The sequence below is a fragment of the Nostoc edaphicum CCNP1411 genome (assembly GCF_014023275.1).
GTDB classification, from domain to species: Bacteria; Cyanobacteriota; Cyanobacteriia; order Cyanobacteriales; family Nostocaceae; genus Nostoc; species Nostoc edaphicum_A.
On the sequence record NZ_CP054698.1, the window covers coordinates 5,769,685 to 5,794,849 of the forward strand.

21 protein-coding genes are annotated in these 25,165 nt (G+C 40.7%); 12 read left to right on the forward strand and 9 right to left on the reverse strand.

The window, feature by feature from the left end:
- Position 1 precedes the first annotated feature (1 nt).
- Positions 2–1,195: a glycosyltransferase family 4 protein gene (locus tag HUN01_RS27110; protein WP_181928745.1), complete on the forward strand. Its 1,194-nt coding sequence runs from the start codon at positions 2–4 to the stop codon at positions 1,193–1,195.
- Between the two features lie 514 nt (positions 1,196–1,709).
- Positions 1,710–3,956: a GumC family protein gene (locus HUN01_RS27115; protein WP_203219502.1), complete on the forward strand. Its 2,247-nt coding sequence runs from the start codon at positions 1,710–1,712 to the stop codon at positions 3,954–3,956.
- 124 nt (positions 3,957–4,080) lie between these two features.
- On the opposite strand, the gene HUN01_RS27120 is transcribed toward HUN01_RS27115, so the two are convergent.
- The 5 genes from HUN01_RS27120 to fabI all read right to left on the reverse strand — a co-directional run bounded on the left by HUN01_RS27120 (position 4,081) and on the right by fabI (position 11,446).
- On the reverse strand, positions 4,081–5,517 hold the full coding sequence (locus HUN01_RS27120; RefSeq protein WP_238845666.1) for a choice-of-anchor Q domain-containing protein: 1,437 nt from the start codon (positions 5,515–5,517) through the stop codon (positions 4,081–4,083).
- Between the two features lie 1,218 nt (positions 5,518–6,735).
- Complete coding sequence (locus HUN01_RS27125; protein ID WP_181928746.1) at positions 6,736–8,208, reverse strand: SLBB domain-containing protein; 1,473 nt, start codon at positions 8,206–8,208, stop codon at positions 6,736–6,738.
- 498 nt (positions 8,209–8,706) lie between these two features.
- Complete coding sequence (locus HUN01_RS27130; RefSeq protein WP_181928747.1) at positions 8,707–9,690, reverse strand: ABC transporter ATP-binding protein; 984 nt, start codon at positions 9,688–9,690, stop codon at positions 8,707–8,709.
- Positions 9,691–9,918: 228 nt separating this feature from the next.
- Positions 9,919–10,554 (reverse strand): imidazoleglycerol-phosphate dehydratase HisB, encoded by a 636-nt coding sequence (hisB, locus tag HUN01_RS27135; protein ID WP_181928748.1) that lies wholly within the window; start codon positions 10,552–10,554, stop codon positions 9,919–9,921.
- Positions 10,555–10,669: 115 nt separating this feature from the next.
- Positions 10,670–11,446: an enoyl-ACP reductase FabI gene (gene fabI, locus HUN01_RS27140; protein ID WP_181928749.1), complete on the reverse strand. Its 777-nt coding sequence runs from the start codon at positions 11,444–11,446 to the stop codon at positions 10,670–10,672.
- Positions 11,447–11,825: 379 nt separating this feature from the next.
- Here fabI and ntcA point away from each other — a divergent pair, with 379 nt between their 5' ends.
- The 3 genes from ntcA (at position 11,826) to HUN01_RS27155 (ending at position 14,741) form a co-directional block, all read left to right on the forward strand.
- A complete protein-coding gene (gene ntcA / locus HUN01_RS27145) occupies positions 11,826–12,497 on the forward strand; it encodes a global nitrogen regulator NtcA (protein WP_010998529.1) in 672 nt (223 codons plus the stop codon).
- 167 nt (positions 12,498–12,664) lie between these two features.
- A complete protein-coding gene (locus HUN01_RS27150) occupies positions 12,665–14,155 on the forward strand; it encodes a DUF3084 domain-containing protein (RefSeq protein WP_181928750.1) in 1,491 nt (496 codons plus the stop codon).
- A 133-nt stretch (positions 14,156–14,288) separates the two neighbouring features.
- Positions 14,289–14,741 carry a RuvC family protein gene (locus HUN01_RS27155; RefSeq protein WP_181928751.1) on the forward strand — a complete coding sequence of 151 codons (453 nt, stop codon included), beginning with the start codon at positions 14,289–14,291 and terminating at the stop codon, positions 14,739–14,741.
- A 66-nt stretch (positions 14,742–14,807) separates the two neighbouring features.
- Here the strand turns inward: HUN01_RS27155 and HUN01_RS27160 are convergent, their stop codons facing one another.
- A complete protein-coding gene (locus HUN01_RS27160; RefSeq protein ID WP_069070640.1) occupies positions 14,808–15,071 on the reverse strand; it encodes a DUF3146 family protein in 264 nt (87 codons plus the stop codon).
- A gap of 509 nt (positions 15,072–15,580) precedes the next feature.
- Entirely contained in the window at positions 15,581–16,342 is a 762-nt protein-coding gene (locus HUN01_RS35675) for a hypothetical protein (RefSeq protein ID WP_238845668.1), read from the reverse strand.
- A gap of 161 nt (positions 16,343–16,503) precedes the next feature.
- Between HUN01_RS35675 and HUN01_RS27170 the strand changes: the two genes are divergently transcribed.
- The 6 genes from HUN01_RS27170 (at position 16,504) to HUN01_RS27195 (ending at position 20,810) form a co-directional block, all read left to right on the forward strand.
- Positions 16,504–17,370 (forward strand): aldo/keto reductase, encoded by an 867-nt coding sequence (locus tag HUN01_RS27170; protein ID WP_181928752.1) that lies wholly within the window; start codon positions 16,504–16,506, stop codon positions 17,368–17,370.
- A gap of 245 nt (positions 17,371–17,615) precedes the next feature.
- Positions 17,616–18,416, forward strand: a complete 801-nt coding sequence (locus HUN01_RS27175) for an EndoU domain-containing protein (protein ID WP_420832746.1) — start codon at positions 17,616–17,618, stop codon at positions 18,414–18,416.
- A gap of 40 nt (positions 18,417–18,456) precedes the next feature.
- The gene (locus tag HUN01_RS27180) at positions 18,457–18,996 is read left to right on the forward strand and encodes a GNAT family N-acetyltransferase (RefSeq protein WP_181928754.1); all 540 of its coding nucleotides are present in this window, start codon (positions 18,457–18,459) and stop codon (positions 18,994–18,996) included.
- Positions 18,997–19,079: 83 nt separating this feature from the next.
- Positions 19,080–19,856, forward strand: coding sequence for an SAM-dependent methyltransferase (locus HUN01_RS27185; RefSeq protein ID WP_181928755.1), 777 nt, complete (start codon positions 19,080–19,082; stop codon positions 19,854–19,856).
- A 93-nt stretch (positions 19,857–19,949) separates the two neighbouring features.
- Entirely contained in the window at positions 19,950–20,297 is a 348-nt protein-coding gene (locus tag HUN01_RS27190; RefSeq protein ID WP_181928756.1) for a cupin domain-containing protein, read from the forward strand.
- Positions 20,298–20,318: 21 nt separating this feature from the next.
- Positions 20,319–20,810, forward strand: coding sequence for a hypothetical protein (locus tag HUN01_RS27195; RefSeq protein WP_181932841.1), 492 nt, complete (start codon positions 20,319–20,321; stop codon positions 20,808–20,810).
- A gap of 70 nt (positions 20,811–20,880) precedes the next feature.
- On the opposite strand, the gene HUN01_RS27200 is transcribed toward HUN01_RS27195, so the two are convergent.
- Both HUN01_RS27200 and HUN01_RS27205 read right to left on the reverse strand, forming a co-directional pair.
- Positions 20,881–21,579: a Crp/Fnr family transcriptional regulator gene (locus HUN01_RS27200; RefSeq protein ID WP_181928757.1), complete on the reverse strand. Its 699-nt coding sequence runs from the start codon at positions 21,577–21,579 to the stop codon at positions 20,881–20,883.
- A gap of 2 nt (positions 21,580–21,581) precedes the next feature.
- The gene (locus HUN01_RS27205) at positions 21,582–22,985 is read right to left on the reverse strand and encodes an amidase (protein WP_181928758.1); all 1,404 of its coding nucleotides are present in this window, start codon (positions 22,983–22,985) and stop codon (positions 21,582–21,584) included.
- A 208-nt stretch (positions 22,986–23,193) separates the two neighbouring features.
- On the opposite strand from HUN01_RS27205, the gene HUN01_RS27210 reads away from it, so the two are divergent.
- A complete protein-coding gene (locus HUN01_RS27210) occupies positions 23,194–24,693 on the forward strand; it encodes a hypothetical protein (protein WP_181928759.1) in 1,500 nt (499 codons plus the stop codon).
- Positions 24,694–25,165: the final 472 nt, after the last annotated feature.

A 25,165-nucleotide genomic window follows, 5' to 3' on the forward strand; every position in this document is an offset into this window, starting at 1 on the left:
TATGGCATCATCGAAAAAAGTACTAATTATCGTTGAGAATCTGCCAGTTCCCTTTGATAGGCGGGTATGGATGGAAGCAACTACTTTGCAAAAAGCTGGGTATGAAGTTGCCGTAATTTCACCGACAGGTAATGGTTTTGACAAAGACTATGAAGTAATTGAGCAGATTCACATCTACCGTCATCCTCTACCACCGGAAGAAAGTTCAGTCATTGGCTATCTCCGAGAGTACAGTTGGGCGATTAACTGGCAATTCCGTTTAGCTAAAAGGGTATGGCGAGAGCGAGGTTTTGATGTCATACATATTTGTAATCCGCCGGATTTGCTTTTCTTAGTAGCAGGATGGTTTAAATTATTTCATGGTATATGGGTTATTTTTGATCATCATGATCTCAGTCCGGAGATGTATGAAGCTAAGTATCAACGGCGTGATATTTTTTATCATGGATTACGCTGGGCTGAACGCTTGACCTATGCCACAGCAGATATGGTAATTTCAACGAACGAGTCACATAGAGAGGTAGCTCTGAACCGCGGACACAAGAAATCAGAGAAGGTATTTGTAGTTCGTAGTGCACCTGATCTTTCGCGCTTTTGCCGAATGCCTCCAAACCCTAATTACCGTAGAGGTAAAAACTACTTAATAGGGTACATGGGTGTCATGGGTGAACCAGAGGGAATTGATTATCTCCTGAGAATGGTGTATTACATTGTTAAGCAAAAAAATCGCTCCGATATTCACTTTATGCTAATAGGTAGTGGACCTGCAATTGAAAAACTTAAGGCTTTATCTAAAGAGTTAGAAGTGACTGATTTCGTAGAATTTACAGGGTTTAAGCAAGGGGAAGAACTTTTAGAGCGGCTCTCCAGTTGTGACGTGTGTGTAGAGCCTTCTCCAACATCTACTTATAACGAAAACTGCACCATGAATAAAATCCTCGAATATATGGCCATGGGAAAAGCAATTGTCCAGTTTGATTTGCGAGAGGGAAGACGTTCTGCACAGGAAGCATCTCTTTATGCCAAGCCTAATGATGAGGTGGAATTTGCTGAGAAAATTCTGGAACTTCTGGATTCTCCTGAATTTAGAGAAAAGATAGGAGCAGAGGGACGGCGCAGAATGGAGGAGATCCTTGAGTGGAAATATCAAGCTCCGAAACTGTTAGAGGCTTATGATAAAATTTGGCAAAGTTAGTAGCTACTTTAAATTTCAGAATCACTGTTAAGTGAGGCAAAGTAATGAGTATATGTTTATGGTCAAAAATCACAACCTGACTAGACTGCCCGTTTTTTACTTAGGCTTAGGAATTTTGGTTAGCATGTTTATTTGATAAGGGTGAGAGCAATATAATATTCGAGGAAACAATTTAAGCCTTTGATAATCCAGAAATAAATTTTCATACTAATGGCTAGCAAAAATTTTTAATTGAACCTCCTGCTGTTAAAGGGTTGATTTCTGCTAATGCAGTGTAGTTAGGGCACCTTTAACTCACCTCAAATCCCAAATTTACCAACGTTTTTGCTAGACAATGGTGTATGGAACACCTCTGCATATTTGTGCCCAAATTGAAACTAAATTTTCAACTTAATATAGTCTATACTATTGTCATATTGTAAAATAATATCAGTATTGTCAATTGCAACTGCTTATGTGATTGCTCTAAGTCAATTTTTAGTTTCTTGTTTAAGACCTGTACTTTGGAAGATTTATGTCAGAAAAATCTATGGAATCTAGAGAATCTATTGATTTAGACCTTAATCGTTACTTGTTGATATTGAAGCGTTGGTGGTTACCGGCTGTCAGCATATTTGTGGCTACAGTGATTCTGAGTGCTATATCTACAAGGTTTATGAAGCCAGACTATGAAGCAGAAGGAAAACTGTTATTCAGACTCCCCTCTTTTAAGGTAGCAGGAACTAATCTTTCGCCTGGTTCCTCTGAAGGAGGAGACTCAGGGGATTTGAAACCCTTGGTAGCAACTCAAAATCCTATAAGCAGTCAGATAGAAGTCATTACTTCCCCCAAGTTATTGCAGCGAACAATAGATAAATTACAACTCAAAGACAACGAAGGTATACCTCTAGAGGTACAAGCTCTAAAAAAAGCCCTGAATCTAAAAATTATTGGTGGGACAGATGTATTGCTAATTAGCTATAGCAGTTCTAATCCCGAAGAAGCAGCGGCAGTGGTCAACACAATAATGAGCTTTTATTTAGAAAATGATATTCTGACAAATCGCTCTGAGGCAGCAGCAGCTCGTCAATTTATGGCCAAGCAGCTTCCTAAAACTCAAGCAGCTGTTAATAATGCAGAAGTAGCGCTACGTATATTTAAACAGAAGCATCAGATTGCAGATTTATCAGAGGAGACAAGGTCAGCCGTTGCGACTATTGGAAATCTAGATAATGAGATGAATAGTGTTAAAGCTCAATTAAATGAGGTAAATGCCCAAACTAATCAACTACGTCAGAAAGTAGAGCTAAATTCTCAGGAAGCGATCGCAGTAAGTGCCCTCAGCCAGTCACCTGCAGTACAGGGAGTCCTTACACAACTTCAAGAGACCGATCGGCAGTTAGCAGTTGAGCGTAGCCGTTTTCTAGATGACAACCCCATAATTATTAACCTAGAAGCAAGAAAAGCTAGTTTAAATTCTCTCTTACAACAGCAAATTGGTCAGACTATTGGTAATCGAACACCAGTTCCTCAGAGCCTGTTGCAGATTGGAGAACTTAGACAAAACCTGATACAAAATTTCCTACAGTCAGAAATACAGCGCTTTGGGTTAACTCAAAGACTCTCTTCTCTATACAATTCTCGTTCTACCTACGAACAGCGGGTGAAACTCATACCCCAGTTGGCACAAAATCAGCGGGAGTTAGAACGGAAAGTTGAAGTTGCAGAATCGACCTATCAAACTCTATTGAAAAAGGTTCAAGAATTACAGTTAGTTGAAAATACAAATACAGCTAGTTCCCGGATTATTGCTCAGGCTTTAGTGCCAAAAGATCCAGTAGCAGGCAAAAAACTAATTGTTTTGGTGCTGGGAGTAATGTTCGGTTTATTTTTTGCCACAACAACTGTGTTCTTACTGGCTATGAGAGATAGATCTCTAAAAACACTTAAAGAAGTTAGAGATATATTTGGATATACTTTGCTGGGCATTGTTCCTTTGTCTGTTAAAAAGCTTCGCTCCCGTTATTCAGATGCAGAATCAACAGTTCAAACAATCGCCGTCAGAGATACACCCCACTCTTTAACCAGCGAAATGTACCGGATGATTCAAGCCAATCTGAAATTCCTGAGTTCAGATAAAGTGCTCAAAACTATCGTGGTAACTAGCGCAATTCCTAAAGAAGGCAAGTCTACAGTTTCAGCTAATTTGGCGGCAGCGATCGCTCAACTAGGACGTAAAGTTTTACTAATTGATGCAGATATGCGAGTTCCTTCTCAGCATCATCTATGGCAACTAACCAATGCAGTTGGTTTGAGTGAGGTTCTTGTAGGTCAGGCTGAATTTGACATTGCTGTATCCAAGGTAATGGATAGCCTTGATGTTTTAACTGCTGGAGTTAGACCTCCCAACCCACTTGCCCTGCTTGACTCAAAGCGGATGGCATCACTAATTGAGAATTTCTCATCTCAAGATAACTATGATTTTGTCATTATTGATGCTCCTCCCCTCCTTTTAGCAGCCGATGCTTTGACTTTGAGCCAAATGACTGATGGGATTTTGTTAGTCGCTCGACCTGGAGTAATTGATTCTAACAGTGCCGCTGCTGCTCAAGAAATGTTAGAGAGATCCAGTCACAACGTTTTAGGTTTAGTTGTGAATGGTCTGATTGATAAAAACGAATCTAGTAGCTATTTCAACCATGCGAAAGAATACTTTACTTATCAAGATTTGACAAAAGCGGTTAAACGACAAAAACGTATTCCAGACAAAAGCTCTGTATAAATTAGGATTTTGTCTCACAAGTGAATTGAACACCATAACGTTTAATTAATTATCCATAAAATAATAAGCCTGCTTTGGCAGGCTTATTATTTTATGTAACTGTAGACTTCAGTCTGAGGGAACGTTACCTAATTTCGTATGCCCCAATATCATATGCACCACCAGCAGGACGAGGGTTACCGGCATGATCAGTTTTCAAATCATTCCAATAGTAACCCCTGTTGATCGCCGGACTCGTTCCTTTGAGTCTAAAGTCACCATTTGGGGCATTTTGAAATTGTGGGTCTGCAATAATATCGTTAGCTCCCCTCGCCTTCGCATCGATCACCGCACCGTTCGGGTAAAGATTGTAGTTATAAGTGACGTTTTTATTCATGTAGCTGCTGTTCACATTTTTACCAGCAACACCATAAACAATGTTATTGAAAATCTTGACATCATTTGAATAACCAGCATAGAGTTGCCCTTTTTTTGACAGTTCTGGACTTTGCTGGTTCAAATATGCTGTGTTGTTGACAATATCGATATGCTCACTTTCATGGGCATGAATACCTGAACCGCCATTCCTGTAGGTAATATTGTTTGCAATTAAAGTCCGTCCTCTATATGCACCATTTGCACCCTGTTTTGAAAGATCGACAATAATGCCATTACCGTCTGTGATATTTCCACGTTGAATCCAGGGAACGTAATTGCGATTGTTATAGACCCTGTTTCTTGTCACGAACATCTTGTATCCCTGGTTGTTGTCAGAATTCCGACTCTTCAAGAACGAAATACCGCTCGTACCGTACATACTATACCAGGCGTTATTGAACACTGTGTTATTATCAATCTTCACATAATCAGCGGAGATTACTGAGATACCTCCTCCTCCGCAATTATTCACTTTGTTGTTTAGAATATTTATGTAACGAACAGAACTATTGCGTCCGTCAATACTTATGCAGGTTCCGTTTGTACGCGGATTTGATCCATTAGTCTTCTGACTTAATGCATAAGAAAGGGTTATGTTTGCATTGTTCCCTATGACCTCTAGCCCGTCGATCTCAATATATGAGACTCCATTTGACAATAGGATACCATTCCATGTATCGTGCCGAATTTTTGGGAAATGTCCAGGATATGCTTGATACTTAATCCATGCATTTGCCCTTCCAGAACGTCTTATACTGACGACACTCCCACTTCCTCCTGTATTTTTGTATTCTCCATTCATAATCAATACTTTGTCGCCAGGGTTGGTAAGATTTGCCGCCCTCTGAATTGTCCTAAAGGCAGATGAGGTAGTGCGTCCGCTATTTTTGTCATTTCCGCTACCACTAACATAGTATGTTGTCGCAGTTGAAGACTGGCTGATCAACTTACGGCTAGGTAGTGGCATTACTTGATCAGTGGGAGACTGACGAACATCTTTAACTAAAGACTCTGTTATTCTCTCTCCTTGAACCAAACCTGTTAATGCCCAAGGAAGCACAAGAGATGCGCTCAAACTTAAAAAACCGAAACCATGAATCATCATAGGGAAAAATAGGGTATGTTGCAAAAACTCAATCGTCAACAGTCAGTAACTCTAGCCTTAGTTCAGTAACGTTCAGTAACTCAGTATTGGATACGGTCGTATAACTGCCATTTGTAAGTTTATACACGTTTTTTTAGGTTTGCACCTGCGGATTTTCGCGTAAATATGGCTGAACTGCCTTTTCAGCTTGTGTTTCAAAAAATGGCAGCTATCTGGTAAAAATACTGAATAAAATTTATCAGTATCCACAGCTACACCATTAATGGACACTAAGCAACCGTACAAATGGCGTCATTTCCAATTCGACATCATTCTACTGTGTATACGCGGTATCTTTGGTTAAGATAGTATATCTGTCATCAATAAGTTAATTTACTTAAATATTTCTTATGATAATAAGAATCATTAAATGAATAAAACAAGTCAGGGAGTAGGTTTTATGCCTCTACTCTCTAAAGTATTCTCATTATCATAAGAAATCTGAGTACCTACAACAAGGTTTTCATAAGCCTGCCAATGCACATTAAGAATTGTTAATGTCTAAAAAATGTGTCAATGAGTAATACTACTTAAAATAATTCGTAATTCGTAATGGCGCTCAAGGTCTTGCTAATGTCATTGCAATTAAATTTTGTAATAGGGATTTAGACCCAGACCTTTCAAAGCGTTCATTTGTACTATATTTTTCTCCAAAAATACACACCCAATTAACCCTTACACAATAAGACTTACGGGATATTCTCCCAAAAATGCTCAATTCTAGAGGCAATAAATTGACCGCTTTGGATATGCGATCGCCTAAAATTTCACTGATAGCCCAGAAGCATCATTGTTGGTTCTAGTCTGGAAGCGGGTTTCAGCCTTTGATTTAGTAGTTCATTTGTACGCGTTGAAAGGGCTGGGATTTAGACCCCGCCACAAAACTTGCTGTTTGTTAAGTTGCTGGGAACTTAAACCCCCAGAATTTGTTAAATAAATTTTTTTTATAGAAATAGCTGATAGAAAAAACTATTTTGGAGGAAGTGATGCCTTCTCTGCGAGACGTTACGTTATCTTTTAGACACCTCTATTGTGGATGGACTTAAGAGCGATCGCTTGTGGTGGTGATGGAAAGCCTTAATATAGACGGCTGAAACCCTTATTATTGCGTCAATTTTCAAAATTTTTCGTGACTATTGAGCTTTGATTCAAGGTATAGTGCAATTGTGGAGACGAGGAGGATTGACCAACGCCCCCAATTTGCATCTATATATTAAACTAGATTCCGAACAACCTCAGAATATTAAAAATAACACCTAGAGGGCCAGCTATGGTGTTTGTAGTATCCCCAGTCTTAGCTAAACCAGATCGGTTGACTACTACAACATCATTGTTACGGAGTATGGGATTAGTTTGTTCATTAATCCCAGCGGAGAAATCCACTTTTACTATACGTTTAGTCACAGAACCATTAGGGTTGAGGCGAATCAAATCAACAGCATCGCTACTAGCTCTGGCATCATTAAATCCGCCAGCAGCGAGTATAGCTTGATTTAAAGAGCTATTCGGCTGAACGTCTGTTAATCCTGGTCTTTTAACTTCGCCTACCACACCAACTTGAATGCGTGCAGGAGACAAAGTAGTGGTAGCTAATTGAGTAGCTTCTGCGGGGTTAATTTCAGTTGCCGTCGGAATAACAATTGTATCTCCGTCTTGTACGATGATGTCTTGATTGGTGTCACCACTCTGCAAGAGTTGCCAAAGATTGATATCTATGGCTTGTTCTGAGCCACTTCTTGTAGGTCGGCGTAACCTGAGATTACGAACATCAGCTTGCGCTGTAATTCCCCCAGCTAGTTGAATTACCCGTGTTACATTTGGTAGACCATTGGGAGTGGCAGTACCACTATTAGGGGTTGCGCCCGCCTGAGCAGCATCTGTGCTGGCTGGGGTGACAAGATACGAACCGGGACGATTAACTTCACCAATAATTGTTACCGTGCGGGGTGTTGTTTGGCTGGCGGCAAAGTTAGCTGCAAATATATTGCGAGATTCAGCCACATTGAAGTTGGTTGCTGTTGGTACAACTATAGTGTCTCCATCCCGCAAGGTAATATCCTGTGATAACCTGCCTGTTTGGATGAGTTCCTTCAAATTGATGGTGACGGCTTGCTCTGAAGAACGTCCGACTTTACGCCGTAATTGAACTTGAGTTACATCCGCAGCAAGAGTTACACCCTGCGCTGTTGTCAATGCAGCTAATACAGTCGGGTATTGTACACCTGGATTGTCTCCCGCGCCTCCGCTCAAGTTCAGAGTGTAAGCTCCTGGACGTGTCACCTCTCCGGCAACGAAAATATTGATGGGACGAGACGATAACAAATTGACTGAGATCAAGGGACGTTTGAGGAAGCGGGCATATCTTCTCGCAATTTCGTCAGCAGCCTGTTCAGTTGTTAGGCCGAGGACTGACACACTACCAATTAAAGGTAGGTTGATTGCTCCACCTGGGGGAATTTGATATTCGCCTGTATATTCAGGGACTTCAAAGACATTTACACGGATGCGATCGCCGCCTCCTAAAGAATAATTAGTATCTATTTGTGTCTGTGTGCTTGGTGGTTGTGTAGCTGGTGGGAATGGTTGTCCCTGAGCTAGACTAGCAGATGACACAGCGGCATTGACAGCAGTTAATAAAGCCACACCCACAACTGGCTGAGTTAGGAATTTAGACAAACTTTTGTTAAGCATATTTACCTGAGACTCTGAAACTACGATCAATAAAGTACTGTCTAAACATTTTTATTTTGACTATACCTAAGTATTCAAGTTCCCCGACACTCTTATTTTCCTAGAAAAGTGTGATTTTCCGGAGGGAATTTGTTTATTGAATTTAAATTTTTAGTGAAGTTAGCTTAAAGTTAATGCTGCTTGAATATGGCAATTATCAAAAAATATAGGATTTACGCAATTAAACACAGTTTCTACAATAAATTTTATCTTAGCCAATCAAGTACTTACGAAAAAAATTTTCTTGTCAAAGTTAATTTGATGACATTTTAAATCTGCCATAAGTAGTAAGAGACTACCAAAATTATGAACAAGTTCATTAAATAAATACAAACAACCTTAAGAAGAGGTAGTAATTTTATTTTTTCTGGGTTGGGTTGAGCAAAGATAATTCCAAAAGGCAGAAACTTTGAGTTTTGTTCTTCAAGTCAATCGGCAATTTGCTATTTGGTAACAAGACTAATTCAATGAGTTATCTTTTCTTTGGATTTGTTGAATAAAAAATTCTTCTAGGGAGTGACGCGACAAGTTCATGGTAATAATTTTACCCTCCATTAGACGAAGACTCGAAAGAAAATCATAGTAATCATCTTGTAGTGTACCGTGCCAAGAACCATCAGGCTCAAATATAAGAGTGGGTATCCATTTTTTGAGAATTTCCCCGTCACCACCTTGACCTTTGACGTGATATGTGTTTTTTCCGCCTAAGAGTTCATTGAGGGAACCAGAGCAAATTAGTTCACCTTGAGCGAGGATGGCAATGCGATCGCAAATCTGTTCTACTTCACTAAGAATGTGGCTATTGAAAAAAATCGTCTTACCAGCGGCTTTTAGCGCCAGAATAATTTCCCGCATTTGGTAGCGTCCCACCGGATCAAGCCCAGACATCGGTTCATCCAGAAAAACTAAATCTGGCTCGTTAATTAGTGCCTGTGCCATGCCAACACGCTGTAGCATTCCTTTAGAATAGCGACGCAGCAGCTTTTTACGGGCATCGGCTTGGGATAAACCGACTAATTCCAGCAGTTGGGGAATACGTTGGCGTTGGACACTTTGGGGAATTTGGAATAGCCCAGCCGCTAGCTGCAAAAACTCCCAGCCAGTGAGATAGTCATATAAATAGGGATTTTCTGGCAGATAGCCGATATGTTGCTTAACACTGCGATCGCCTATTGGTTTACCCAACAACGATCCCCGTCCAGAGGTGGGATGAATAATTCCCAGCAACAATTTTAAAAGTGTGGTTTTACCAGCACCGTTTGGCCCCAGCAACCCAAAGGTTTCTCCTTTGTACACCGTTAAAGAACAGTTTTTGAGAGATACGACTTTTTGATTTAGCCAAAAACCAGTGCGATAGACTTTTCGCAACTCAGAAGTTAGGACTACTGGCGGAATGTCTCTCGTATTAAGTTGAGAATTAGGGTCATCGGCAACAGACTTCATCTCGGTTAAATCACTATTTATCAGCTTGGGATTAATTACAAATTACCCGGTAGGCTGATAATAACCATCAACAACTGGTGTGTCAATTATCGTGAACTGGGGATTGGGAAAGAAGCAAGGGAGCAGGGAGCAGGGAGAAAGGGAGAAGAGTTTTTTCCTCTCTCTGCCCCCCGCACCCTGCCCCTCTGCCTCTTTTAAATGCCCCATGCCCCATGCCCAATGCCCATTTCATAGAACTCCCTTAGAACTGGGAATTACACCAGCACGACGGGGGTCGATTTCCACCGCCAGCCGTGTTGCTCTTGCAAAGGCTTTAAATGTTGCTTCAATAATGTGATGGGAATTAATGCCATCCAGTTGCCGAATGTGTAATGTCATTTGGCTATGGTTCACCAAAGCCACAAAAAATTCTCGTACCAGTTGGGTGTCATAGGTTCCTACCCGCCCAGTAGGAATTTGCAAGCCGTAACTGAGGTGAGGACGGCCGGAAAAGTCTAGCGCTACCTGAACTAAGGCCTCGTCCAGTGGTGCAAGAAAATTACCAAAGCGGACAATACCTTTTCTGTCGCCTAGTGCTTGGTTGAAAGCTTGCCCTAAAGTAATGCCTACATCTTCGTTGGTGTGATGATCATCAATTTCCCAGTCTCCCTTGGCTTGGACATCGATATCAATCAGCCCGTGGGAGGCAATTTGATGCAACATGTGATCCAAAAACGGAATGCCTGTTGCTGCTGTGCAAGTTCCTCTACCATCCAGGTTGATAGTAACTTGTACATTAGTTTCACCAGTGGTGCGGTGAACAGTGGCAATCCGAGAGGTTTCAGTTAAGCGATCGTAGTTTGAATTAATTTTGCTGATTTGCATAGGAAATAGGGCATGGGGAATAGGGCATGGGGCATGGGGAATGAAAAATGGACAAGAATTTTACTAATACTCAATTCCCAATGCCCAATCCCCAATGCCCCATGCCCAAATTATCTTACATTCCCATAATTTCATATCCTGCATCTACATACAGAATTTGTCCGGTAATCCCGCTGGACAAATCACTACATAAGAAAGCGGCCGTATTGCCCACTTCTAGCTGAGTGACGGTGCGTCGTAGGGGAGCTACTTCTTCTACATGATGAATCATATCTAAAATTCCACCCACTGCTGAAGATGCCAAAGTGCGGATGGGGCCTGCGGAGATGGCATTTACGCGGATATTTTGTGGCCCTAGTTCAGCAGCCAGGTAACGCACACTCATTTCTAACCCCGCCTTGGCAACTCCCATGACGTTATAGTTGGGGATTGCCCTAACACCGCCTAAATATGTCAGGGTGACGATGCTACCTCCCTCTGTCATCAGAGGTTTTGCTGCACCACTTAACTGCACCAGCGAGTAGGTACTAATTTCTAAGGCGGTGTTGAAACCAGAACGAGAGGTTTGGCTAAAATCTCCACTCAAATCATCTTTGCTGGCAAAGGCCAGACAATGAATGAGGATATCTAGCTTTCCCCATTGTTCGCGGATTGTCTCAAAGGTAGATTTAATTTGATCTTCATCTTGGACGTTACAGGGAAGAAATAAGCTGGGGTTGAGAGGTTCTACCAACTCCGCAACTTTTTTCTCCATCTTGCCGCGTTCATCCGGCAGGTAAGTAATACCCAGGTTTGCTCCAGCTTTGTGCAGTTGTTGGGCAATGCCCCAGGCGATCGAGCGGTTATTGGCAATACCTGTAACAAGGGCATTTTTTCCAGTCAGATTTAGCATAGAAATTGTTAATGCGATCGATCATTAGGAGCATACTAGAATCTGAGGCACGTTTTGTCTTTGTTTTATACAGGATTTGCAAAAATGAATATTGCTAAGGGTGTTTGCTGTGACAAAAATCTTGATTTTTTATAAAGATATTCTCAAGATTTCTTTATTTGTTCTTCAAAAAACCTTTTAAATACAGCTATTGGAACTACTTATCAACAATTAGTAGCTGAAAGGATCAAGAATTATGTATCATTATAAACAAAGAGTTATGAAGAGATTAGTTTGAGTATAGGAAAGTACAGAAAGGTTGACGGTGCTTTATTCATTTTTCGGGTGTATTCTTAGGTAATCAGTTTTTGTTTTTCCGGCATTGGGTAGGGGAAGGGAGATGATCGTGACACAAGATAAAGCCCTAGCAAATGTATTTCGTCAGATGGCGACCGGGGCGTTTCCGCCAGTTGTGGAAACGTTTGAACGCAATAAAACGATCTTTTTTCCTGGCGATCCTGCCGAACGAGTTTATTTTCTTTTGAAAGGTGCTGTTAAACTTTCCAGGGTGTACGAGGCAGGAGAGGAAATAACGGTAGCGTTGCTGCGGGAAAATAGTGTTTTTGGTGTATTGTCATTGCTGACAGGAAATAAGTCGGATCGGTTTTACCATGCGGTTGCATTTACTCCTGTGGAATTACTGTCAGCACCAATTGAACAGGTGGAGCAAGCACTCAAGGAAAATCCAGAATTATCAATGTTAATGCTGCGAGGTCTGTCTTCGCGAATTTTACAGACGGAGATGATGATTGAAACTCTTGCTCACCGAGATATGGGTTCTAGGTTGGTAAGTTTTTTGTTAATTCTTTGTCGGGATTTTGGCGTTCCTTGTGCAGATGGGATCACTATTGATTTGAAGTTATCTCATCAAGCGATCGCAGAAGCAATTGGTTCAACTCGTGTTACCGTTACTAGGCTACTGGGAGATTTGCGTGAGAAAAAGATGATTTCTATCCACAAAAAGAAGATTACTGTGCATAAACCTGTTACCTTAAGTAGGCAATTCACATAAAAACAATTGGAGAAAGGGGAATCGGCGCGTGTTCTATTTTGAAAAATGACACTAATAGCTAGAGGTAAATCAAAATTGAGTAATTTCAGCTATTGCCAATTTCCACTTCTTTCCAGACAATGCTTAAAAGTAGTAGGCTGTATCTGGAAGGATTTCGGTAGCTAAAGATGACCACCGGATACATCCTCATCGCTGCAATTTTAATTCTGGGAGGCGTAATTGCAACCGTGGGCGATCGCATCGGCACACGAGTTGGCAAAGCCCGCCTCTCACTTTTTAAGCTTCGTCCAAAAAACACTGCTGTACTGGTCACTATTTTTACGGGTGGCTTGATTTCAGCATCAACTTTAGGGATTTTATTCGCTGCTGACGAAGGCTTGCGAAAAGGAGTCTTTGAGTTAGAGGACATTCAAACAGACCTCAGACAGAAGCGGGAACAGCTAAAAACCGCAGAAACTCAGAAAAGTCAGGTAGAGAGTGAGTTAAGCCAAGCCAAAATTGCCCAAGCAAAGGCACAACAAGACTTGCAGGCAATCAACCAATCTTTGCAGGCGGCCAATGCCAAACAGAGGCAAACACAAGCTCAGTTGAATCGCACCATTAGTCAACAAGCCCAAACTCAAACTCAACTCCAACGCACTCAAGGTCAGCTAGAACAAGTTGTAACTCAGTACCAAAAAGCCATAGCTGAATTGCAAAGCGTTTACAACCAGAGAAAGGAGTTACAAGCGGCAGTTGAACTACTGAAAGCAGAACGTCAACGACTGTATGCTGAAGCGAAAAAAGCCATTGACGAAGCCAAAACAGCAATTGAAAAACGCGATCGCGAACTTGCAAACCGCCAAGAAGTCATAGAACAACGCGATCAAAAAATTGCTCAATTGGATAAACTGATTCAAAAGCGTAATCTCGAAGTTGCAGCGCGAGAACAAGTGATTGTCAAACGGGAATCTCGTCTTAAAGAATTGGAAGGACAACAGGAGCAACTAGAACAGGAAGTTGCAAGGCTGGAAAAATATTATCAGTCCTACCGCGATTTGCGTCTGGGTAAGCTGGCCTTAGTTCGCGGTCAAGTTTTGTCCGCTGCTGTAGTTCGTGTTACCCAACCTGCTGCTGCTCGTCAGGCAGTTGTACAACTCTTACAAGAAGCCAATCGCAACGCCAACCTGGAATTGAGTGAACCTGGTGCAAATCCTGCAAATGCAGAGCTAATACGCTTCACCCAGGAGAGGGTTGAGAAATTGAGCAAGCAGATTGAGGATGGTCAAGAATACGTGGTGCGAATTTTTTCCGCTGGTAATTACGTCAGGGGAGAAAAGCAGATAGAATTTTTTGCCGATACAGCCCGGAATCAATTGGTTTTTTCGGGAGGCGCGGTGCTGGCCACAACTAATACTGATTCCAAAAGCATGACATCCTATCAGTTACAGCAACGCCTGGAAATACTGATTTCTGCTTCCCAATTTCGGGCCCGTAACGCCGGAATTGTCGAAAATGTCCAAGTAGACGGGACTTTTTTGCGCTTTGTCAACCAATTAAGACAGTATAATCAACCCTTGGAGATCAAAGCGATCGCAGCAGAGGACACTTATACAGCTGGGCCATTGAGAGTAAAATTAGTGGCAACAGTCAACGGAAAAATTATTTTTAGTACTTAAAAAATTATTTGCACACTGTTATTATTCAGGAGGCAGGAGGCAGTTCTTGCAAGATTTAAACATATTGAACAGCAGCCAAAATAGTTGCTGTGATTGCATTTCTTAATTTCTAATTTTTAATTTTTAATTTTTTATGGCTTTCCGTGAATTTTCACCAACGCAACCAGTCATCTTGGGGTTTGATCCAGGTCGAGATAAGTGTGGTTTAGCGGTGATGGGACTGGATCGGCAACTGTATTATCATCAGGTCGTGCTAGCCAAAGAGGCGATCGCTACCATTGAGACACTACGTCAAAGGTTTCCGATCTCTTTGATGGTGATGGGCGATCAAACTACAGCCAAGCAGTGGAGACAGCAACTATACCAGGAATTGACAGAACCGCTGAGTATTATTTTAGTGGATGAGCGCTATACAACCTTAGAAGCACGCGATCGCTATTGGCAAATGTTCCCACCCAAAGGGCTAATAAAGCTATTGCCACAAGGTCTGCGACAGCCACCAAGACCGATAGATGACATTGTTGCCATTCTCTTAATCGAAAGATACTTAAATCGCCTCACTGAATCAGCAGTCAACCAATTTTAGATTTTGGATTGAAGAAAAAATCTAAAATCTAAAATCTAAAATCTAAAATTGAATTGCTTCTAACTCCTAGAGTTCCGCCCGAATAGTAAAAGCATAGTCTCCTCCAGGCTCTAGCTGGTAATCTTGTTGCTCCAAGAATCGACCGAGGGGTTCTTTGATTAAGGCGCGACCTTGGGAAGGCTTGACGGCAAGTTCTCCCCGGCGAAAATGCCACTGGAAATGCCACTCAAACTCACCCGCACTCACTTCGCCCTCAAGGAAGCCGTGTTGCCAGGATTGGCGAGTAATTCTGACATGGGCAATGGTTTCTGGCAGACGTTTTGCACTCACAATGCTTTATGTCAAGTGTGGAATAACAGCCGATCATGTAGGCTACTTATTTTATTTACCAAACTTAGCTTAATTAGACAAACTGACAAAGTGGGTATTTGTAGTTGACTAGGTTGTGTTACGACTTCAGGATATTGGAGTTGCGGCTATAAAATACGGTTCGGTTAAAGGGGAAAGGGAAAAGGGAAAAGGTTTTAAATAAATCCTTGACCCCTTACCCTTTAAGCTTTTTCCAGACCACAAGGAAAGTGAAGAGTGCTTATCCGAAAAGTATTCAATACTTGTCGGGTTTTGGGGAAAAGGGGAAGGTGGGGCCCCCTCTGGGGATAAGGGGCGGGGGAAAGGGGAAAGAAAAAACCTTTAACCTTTACCCTTTAACCTTTTCCCCAAACCCAATTCCGAGTTAAAAATCCTTAACCGAGCAGTATTGGAACAGTATTGGGCTATAAGCTGCGCGGACTTAATACCGAAAAATTTGCTTTATCAGACTATCCTGCGGGGAATTTTTATTAAATTTTTAGGAATGAATGTATCCGAGAAACTGCATATCGGATACTCCTTTCATCAGTATATTGTGGATTAATTGGGATTTCCTTAAAGTATTTCACCACAATTACAGCCCGATAAAGCTTTGAGTATTTAAATTGCTTTTCTTGGATATCAAAACTCATAATATTCTCTAGTGGATGTTCAATAATTTGATTGCCACGAAGACTTTTGCGTTCGACAAATACCTTATCAATACTTTTATAAAAGGTACAGGTAGTTACAGGTGATGTGGAAAAATAAGCAGCGATCGCCATCATAATCAATATAAATAAAATTAATAAAAGTAGATAGTGGCGCTGATTTTGCTGCACCAATAGGGAAGTTTGACCAGAGTTGATAAAATTGTTGATTTTAAAGATAATTTCCTGATTCTCTTCATAGTTAACATGGGATAAAAGAGCAAAGCTTCCAAAAGGAGTCACAATAATCACTTGATAAGTTTTTCCCCCTTTGCTACCAGTCTTGGTAAGCATGTATGCTTCCTGGAGATCAAACATTTTGAGTTTCTCCATACTTCCCAGCAAATTAAACCGTCTTAATTCACAATTCATTTGGTTTGGGGAGAGGCGATCGCAAGTTATTTTAACTGAAGCAGACTCAAAAAATAAGCAGTAAATCAAAAAGCCGAAACAGACAGTAAAAATGCACCATCCGGTGAACCAATCTCTGAGTGGTCGATGCTTTAGCTGCAATCTAGTACGGGTTTCCTCTACAATTTTCATCGGTGTATGTGTATAGAATACTGAACCCCTGAGTAGAGTATTCCCCTCGTAGACCATTTATATATCGTCAAGTCTAAGTACCAGGGAGGATTTATGATGAATAGCTACAAAAGCTTTGCCTAACTGATAGATAATTGGGGCAGAAAACTATAGCTAGAAGCATGGAAACCAAACAGCTAGGAAAAACTGGTATCTTTGTGAGTGCGATTGGTTTGGGTGGTATGCCCATGTCAATTTCTAATCGCCCTCCCGAATCGGAATCAATCGAAGTTATTCATCGGGCCTTGGATTTGGGTATTACATTCATTGATACTGCCGATTCTTACTGCAAAGATGAGTCAGATAAGCATCACAACGAACGGCTAATTCACAAGGCACTTACGAGTTATAAAGGCGATGTTAGTCAAGTAATTGTGGCAACGAAGGGCGGGTTGATGCGTCCCGATGGCAACTGGACAACCAACGGTAATCCAGAACATTTGCGCCAAACAATTCAAGTCAGTTTTGAGGCGTTGGGTGGTGCTAAACCCATCGATGTTTGGCAATACCATGCGCCTGATCCTAATTACACCATTGAAGAATCTCTTGCGCCAGTTCAAGAAGCAGTTGAGGCGGGTTTGATTCGGTTTGTGGGAGTTTCTAACTTTTCCGTTGAACAAATTAAGCAGGCGCGGGATCTGGTGGATATCGTCTCGGTGCAGAATCAATACAGCCCTTGGCAACGACAGCCAGAAAATGACGGCGTGTTGAAGTATTGTGAACAGCAAGGATTAACATTTTTGCCTTGGAGTCCCTTTGGTGGTAGGCGTCGCCATCAGGATTTGCAAGATATTCCTGCGATCGCTCAGTTAGCTAAAGAAAAAGGCGTATCAGTGTACAATATCGTCTTGGCATGGTTGCGTTCCAAGTCCCCTGCTATTTTGCCAATTCCTGGTGCTAGTAAGGTTTCCAGCATTGAAGACTCGGCACTTGCTATCAATGTAAAACTATCTGATGAAGAAGTGCAAAGAATTGATCGGGCAACTTAATCATTCCACTAAATAATGTAGATTGAGTGAAAGTTGCAAAAGATTTACGCGCCATCTTTAGCTAGATAAACAATTCCAAATTCCAAGTCAACATAATTTTAAAGAACTTCATCAACCCGGTTTATTAAAAAAAACCGGGTTTTTAAGAAAGTACGACATACATCAAGTTTAATTTGATGTAGTATTGTCATCTAATTAATCTAAAATTTATGCTGTTAAATTCTGTAACCAATAGGTTAAAGCAGATGGTAAAGATGTTTGCTATTTTGCTACTGGTTTCCCCTTTTGGCTGGCAAAACTCAGTGAACGCGCAGCCACAGAAAGATACCAAACTTCTGCCGTTTTTTGATAATGTAGATAACCAGGTTACTATTCGTTTTCCCGCAGGACAACAGGTAGATATCACACCACCTCAACCACTGCTAAATTCTTTTGACAAAGCGGTAATTAAACTCTGTGGCCCTATTGGTACGAGAGTTAGTTCTAATAATTTTAAACAATTGTTATCTTATTACCCAGATGTGCTGCAAAAACTTCAGCAAGTTAGTGGCAGTGAACTACGTCCAGGACGTAATAATCAAGCACAATTTCTCGAAGATTTAACCAATATTTGGTTCCAACGTCGGGGATTTGAGCATATATTTTGTGGTGAAATATATAACGCCAATGATATTGGTGGCTTACATTTTCACGGCAGATATTTACAGTTACAAAATGAAGGCATAGGCGGACGGTTGCCAAATAATCAGGGACGAGAGGAAGTTGTTCCGAATGTAATTTATACAATGGGTGTAGTAATTAAGCAGGAAAATCGGATAGTAACAGATGTCATTAAAGGCTATGGCTATCTCAGTAATGCCGAAGAAATGCTTTTAGATGCGACCAAAATATTTAAGCTCCAAGGCAATAATGAGGGAGCATGTATTTATAATGTACTTGACCGAGAAACAGGTAAATCCTTTCCTACAGTTTTTGTTAGGAAAGACAAAGCAATCATTACCTATTATCCTGATGCTACTCCTCAAGGTGCAAAATGTAAAAGTTAAAATTTATAGATTGGATGTAATCAGCACATAAAGAAAAGACATGATTTTAGAAACACACCGCTTGCTAATGCGTGACTTTGTAGAGACAGATTGGCAGGCGGTTTTGGTTTATCAATCTGATCCTTTGTATTTGCGTTACAACTACTGGACACACCGCACACAAAAGGATGTTTGCGAATTTATTCAGATGTTTATTGAGCAGCAAAAAGAGCAACCACGGACAAAGTTTCAGTTAGCTATTATCCTCAAAGCAGAAAATCAGCTTATTGGCAATTGTGGTATCCGTGTAAATGACCCAGAAATGCGGGAAGCAAACATTGGCTATGAACTAAACACTCAGTATTGGGGACAAGGTTATGCAACAGAAGCAGCACAAGCCATTTTAAAGTTCGGCTTTGAAGAACTGGGAATGCATCGTATCTGGTCTTGGTGTGTTGCAGAGAATGTTGCTTCTGTAAGGGTATTAGAAAACATTGGTATGCGTCGTGAGGGTCATCTGCTGGAAAAAGAGTTAATCAAAGATAGATGGTACGACAATTTTCTTTACGCTATCCTTGACCACGAGTGGAAAGCAAAGTAATACTGCTTCTATGAGCTACCTCAGAGACAATATCGTAAATTCCTGAGAAATTGAGGATAAGACAAGTTCAGAGGGTCGCAGAGATGACCAACACTATCCTCAATTTCCAAACAGCTACCGGACACGAAGTTTTAGCAGCAGCAGGTAAAAAATATCTGCGTCCCGGTGGACGAATAGCTACAGATAAATTATTTGAGTGGGCAAACTTTCAGCCTGGAGAGAGAGTTTTAGAGCTAGGTTCTAGCTTTGGTTATAGTGCGATCGCTTTAGCAAAAAGCTACCATGTCAAAGTAGTAGGCGTTGAAAAAAATCCTGATAGTGTAGCTTGTGCGCGTGCTAATATCTGCGCTGCTGGGTTAGAAAATCAAGTTGAAATCATTGAAGGTAATATTTTCAACCTAGAGACAATCCCAGGAAAGTTTGATTATGTATTGGCAGAAGCCATTCTCACAATGCAATCGCCATTGGGAAAAGCCAAGATTTTAGCTGAAATTCACAACAGACTCAAGCCGGGAGGTAAATTTCTCTCCCACGAACTATTAGCTAGTGACAAAGAAGAACAAATTCATGATGACTTAGCACGAGTAATTCGAGTTAATTCTACACCATTGTCAAAATCAAACTGGATGACGGCTTTTGCAGCAGCAGGATTGCAAGTGCAAAAATGCCAAACTGATTCAATGAATTTATTGAATTTCAGACGGGTAGTTCAAGATGAAGGTATTGTTAACACAACTCGGATTTTGTGGAATATATTGACGCAGAAAGATATTCGCAAGCGGGTTTTAGAAATTCACCAAGTTTTTCATAAATACCAACATGAATTAGGCTACATCATTTTGTGTGCTGTTGCCCAGTAACATAATTTATTCACCAAAACCATCGCCTGATAAATACTGATAATTTTTGAATGATTATCAGCATTGATTTACGGTTCATAATCCTAAAATACTATGACCAATTCAATCACAATTAGCCCATCTTTTGTTATTCAACTCCAAGACAAAATTGAATATCCCAGTGCGGGAGTTCTCAGCAAAGTGCTGCTGAAAGATAACGCTTGTCAATACACTCTATTTTGCCTAGCAGCTAATACTGATATTTCAGAGCATACCTCTACTCGGAATGCCACTATCAACGTCATCGAAGGCAGAGGTTTACTCACTTTATCTGGAGAAGATATTGCACTTAAACCTGGTGTTTTTGTCTTTATGTTTGCTAATGCACCTCATGCCTTAAAAGCTGAAGAAAACCTGACATTTCTACTCACACTTTCTGAGAAAGTCGCAGAGAATAATTAGTTATTTATGGAGTCTGGAAATATGCGATCGCTACTTTTAACTTTTGCTCAAAATTTAAATTTCTCGGAAACTCAGTTGGAGGAAATACTATCACAACCTCTAACTGAAGTTCTCAACTCACCTCAATTGCAGCAATCATTAAACAGCTTAGATACCAATTTGCTTAAGGAAACTTTACCCACAGCAGGAGGAGTTTTAGCTAAAGAATTACCACCTTTTTACAATTGGCTAAAAAATGAGTTGGGAGTCAAGCGGGTTCCTGATAGTCCTGATCACACAACAACATGGGTAATTGGTTTCGTCCATAATCAAGAAAGTTTAACTCATTTAGTTGAACTACACCAACCAGTACCTCGTCCGGCTTTAGAAGCTTCTATTCCCCGCTTGGTAGGGATGTTTGAAGGTGTCGAAGACGCGCAAGTTCGGCAGGAATGGCAAAAAGCGATCGCAGCTTTATGTCTAGTTCTAGTTGTCGCTGCACGCGAACGAGATAGAGAAGCTGTAGCAGTCTGATAACTCTTTACGGAAAATTAAACTTGTGAAACCTGCTGAGGCAGGTTTTCTCTATGTAATAGCAAATACTCTAATCTATATCTCCAGAAGCGATCGCATCCAATTTATCAGCATCAAGTATGGTAATCGTTCCACCCCGATGATAGGCAACTACTGACTTGAGACTTTTAATTAACCGCACACATTCTTCGTAAGTAATGCCACTACTTCGAGCCATACGATAATAAGATAATTTGACTTTTAAGCACTCACCTTGTGAGGTAGATTCAGTTCCAGATTCGGCAGCAAAATATTGAATTAATCTGGCAAGGCGAACAATAGCTCTTTCAGAAACTAATCCGTGGACTGTTTCATGTAATTGCTGAATCCGACTGTTAAAAACCATCAGCATTCGTAATGCAATTTCAGGATTTTCTCCAATAGCTTTTAATAAAGCATCTCGCTCTACAGTGAGAATTTCACAATCAGATTCAGCAGTTACAGTTGCCGGAGAAATTCTATTTCCTAACAAAGCAGGAGCCGCAAAAATTTCCCCAGCAGTTAAGGCGCGGAGAATGGTTTCTTTCCCCGTTGTTGCTATTTTGGTAACTTGAATTGAACCACTGACAACAGCATAGAGTTTTGCTGGTAAGACATCGCCCTCATGCAGAATAATCTCTCCTTTGCGATGATGTTGTACCTGAGTGTAAGGTTGCAAATTTATCTTTTCTGCTGTTTCTAAACCCGCAAACACAATAATTTGTGAGAGTTGTTCCAGGGATGCCTGCATGATTAGCCTGATATTGCAAAGGCTGGACGATGATGAATCCAAGGGTTAGCCGCTTCTAATTGTGCTGCTAGGCTGATGAGTGTGGCTTCTGCAGCAGGTTTACCAATTAGCTGCACACTGATGGGTAAACCTTTACTATCAAAGCCTACAGGAATTGCGATCGCAGGTTGTCCAGTTGCATTCGCAGGCGGACAAGGGGCAACCCATTGAATAATATTTTGGAATGTCTCTTCTGGACTCAAAGAAGCCCATTCCCCAACGCGGATGGGTGAATGTAGATAAACTGGCAATACCAGCACATCCACGGTATCAAAAAACGCGACAATCTGCCGTGCCACTACCTGCATTTGGGAAACTGCTTGGAGGTATTGGGCAACAGAACCTGTGCGTGCAAATAGCCAGCGATTCAATGGCTGCAAGGCTTCAACAGGAAGTCCCGATGCAGCTACCCCAGCTTGCCAGACGATTTGAAATGGTTCAACTAAACCGCTAAAATCTGGGGATTTGTGTTCAACTTGATGGCCGAGTTGTTCCAATAACTCAACTGTTTGGCGGACACCTTGCTGACAGTTGGCGTCAGCTTCTCCCAAAGGAGAAATGCTAGTGTCAAAAGCAATTCGCAAAGCACCGAATTTTGTCTGAGTGGCGGCGAGAAATGATGGTTCAGGATCGGGCAACCAGTAAGGATCGCCTGTGACATAGCCAGATATGGTATCCAAAAGGGCAGCAGCATCAGCGACGGTACGGGCGATCGGGCCGTTGACGGCAATTCCAGCGAGGCGTTCGCCTACGGGTGCTTTACTCACCCTGCCTCTGGATGGTTTGAGTCCCACCAAACCACAACAAGCCGCAGGCCCCCGAATCGAACCACCGCCATCGGAACCTTGAGCGATCGCACACAATCCCGCTGCTACCGCAGCCGCTGCGCCACCACTGGAACCGCCAGGAGTGTATTCTAAATTCCACGGATTTCTAGCTGGGGGAAAACCCGTAGGTTCGCTGTAAGGTAATGAACCTAATTCGGAAGTAGCTGTTTTACCAAGAATAGTAAATCCAGCTTGCTTAATCCGCGTTACTACACCATCATCATAGTTAGGGATATTATTCAGTAATGCCGGATTTCCAAAAGTACAGGTAATACCCGCTACGGCGTTGAGGTCTTTAATGGAAATTGGCACCCCAAAAAATGGTGGTAGTTCTGAGGTAGTTGTCAATAATTCTGTTTTAGCTTTGGCATCTGCGATCGCTAATTCTGCCGTCACCGTAAAATAACTTCCTAATTGGGGATTTAATTGCCCAATTCGTTCTAAATATATTTCTACCAACTCTAGTGGTGATACTTCCCGGCGACGAATTAATTCCGCCAACTCTAGTGCTGGGGTAAATGCTAAATCAACTTCATTCATAGGTTAGTGAATGGGTAATTTTATCTTTCTCTGGGATTTTGAAACTGAAATTGTTACTTTAGCAGGATTTGTGGGAATTATACATTTCATAGCTCCTGAGATTTGTGACTAATTTAGGATGCTCAGATGCAACAGACGAGGTTATGTTCTTACTCAAGCCATTTTAATTGTTTTGCATAAACTTTCGACAAATCCCTAAGGGGTATTTATGGCTAACTTAGAAATACTTGTTAGTGAATTGCCAACACTGATTCAGAGTCTAAAACTGACTATTGGCGATTCTAATGAAATCATGGAACAAATTATCCTGATCAATAATGCTCAGGAACAACTACGGAATCTCAAAAAATTAATTGCTCAGGAATTGAAATTTGATCACGCCAAAAATTCTGCGATCGCTACACTTCCTCGAATCAGTACAGTCGCTACTTTGTTTATCCCTAACCTAGGATTAGTAGATCCAACCATAGCTGAAAAATTCGGGAACTCAGAAACTAAAATTTCATTAACTGATTTACAATCAAAAATTGATAGCTGGATTGAATGGGGTTATTTTTTGCAAGCAATAGCTGCTGATATCCTTAGTGATATGCAATTAGTAAATAAACTAAATTCTGATATTAGTTATCCAAGCATAGCTACTGAGTTTAAAGCACTTAATGAAAACTTAAAGATTAACTTAGACTTTGCTAAGTCTCATATTTTACAACGTCAAATTCAAAAAGTCAGTAATATTCAAAAAGAGTTATTACAGTTACAGCAAAAATTAAATTATATTTTTCATACTATTAAAAACAGTCGTAGCTTATTAAATATTTTATTAGGAGTGTCTGCTTTTTATGGGAAATCTGGCTTTGCTTTAGAGTGGTTAGATGATGACCACGAATTAATTATATCGAGCGAGGAAAAATTTCAAGAATTGACAGATATTCTCAATGATTGTGATTTTTTTCAAGAACAAATAGCTGCTTTAATTATTCAGAGTGACGCTTTAAGTGAACAAGCGGAACAAGCTCTGAAAAAGATTGAACAGGAAAGCAATAAAGAAGCAACCATTAGTCAGAAAGTAGAAAGAGTACCAAAGTTTTGGACACCAAAACTAGTCCGTTCAGCTTTGATTGTAGCCTCAAGTTTATTAATCTTGGGTTTTGGTGCTTGGAAAATTAAAGAGCAAAGTCCACAATTACAACAGATTAGTCTAAGTTTAACTCAAGAAGGAAGTGCGATTGTCCCAGACGCTAGCGCAGCCATCGCTAAGTTTAAATCTGCTCAAAAACTTGGACTAGAGGCAGCCTCTCTGGTTCAAAATCCACCGCATCCTCTAAAAGTCTGGCAGCAAGCAGAAACTAAATGGCATCAGGCAATAATCTTGTTAGATAGCATTCCTGATGAAACATCAATTTACGACCAAGCCAAGAATAAATTAGCTTACTATCAGAATAACTATAAATCTATCAGTCAAAGAGTGCTAATTGAAAAGAAAGCGGTAGCAAACTTAGAATCAGCCCAAAAACTGGCAATAGAAGCTAATTTATTTGTCCAAAATTCGCCTCACTCACTACTAATTCAGCAGCAAGCAAAACATAAGTGGGAGCAAGCAATAAATTTATTAGAAGCGATTCCAGAGAGTGCGTCTGTCTCTATACAGGCTAAAAAAATACTTCCTATTTATAAAACTAACTATGCGGCTATCAGTCAAATAATTTAAAACTCAACTTCCCGTCTATATTCCAATACAGTTCAGATAAGACCAAAACACTTGTAGAGACGGCGATTTATCGCTTCTTGAAAACCCACAATTTTGTACTATTAGCCCTTCACCCAAGCGTATTTGACAAACACCAACATTGTTTAGCACAATTAATACGCAAAGCCATTGTCTTGACTCAAGGTAAGATATCACAGAACGTTTTCAGCAGTTATTGCTGGGCAAATCCAAAAATATTTGATAGTTCTCAGACATCTTCTAAGTATTATGTCTAGAAAAATTGAGATGTGTAAATATTAAAACTTAGATTTTCTAACTCAAGGATTAAGTATTATGTCTAATAATTGTGAGGTATCGTTGAATTTAGATAGTATGTTTTTCAACTTTATGGTTACTATCTAATTAATCAACATAAAAGCCGAAAAGGCTTTTAAAAAGTGTTATTTCTTCTTAAACTCGCTATTACGAGGAA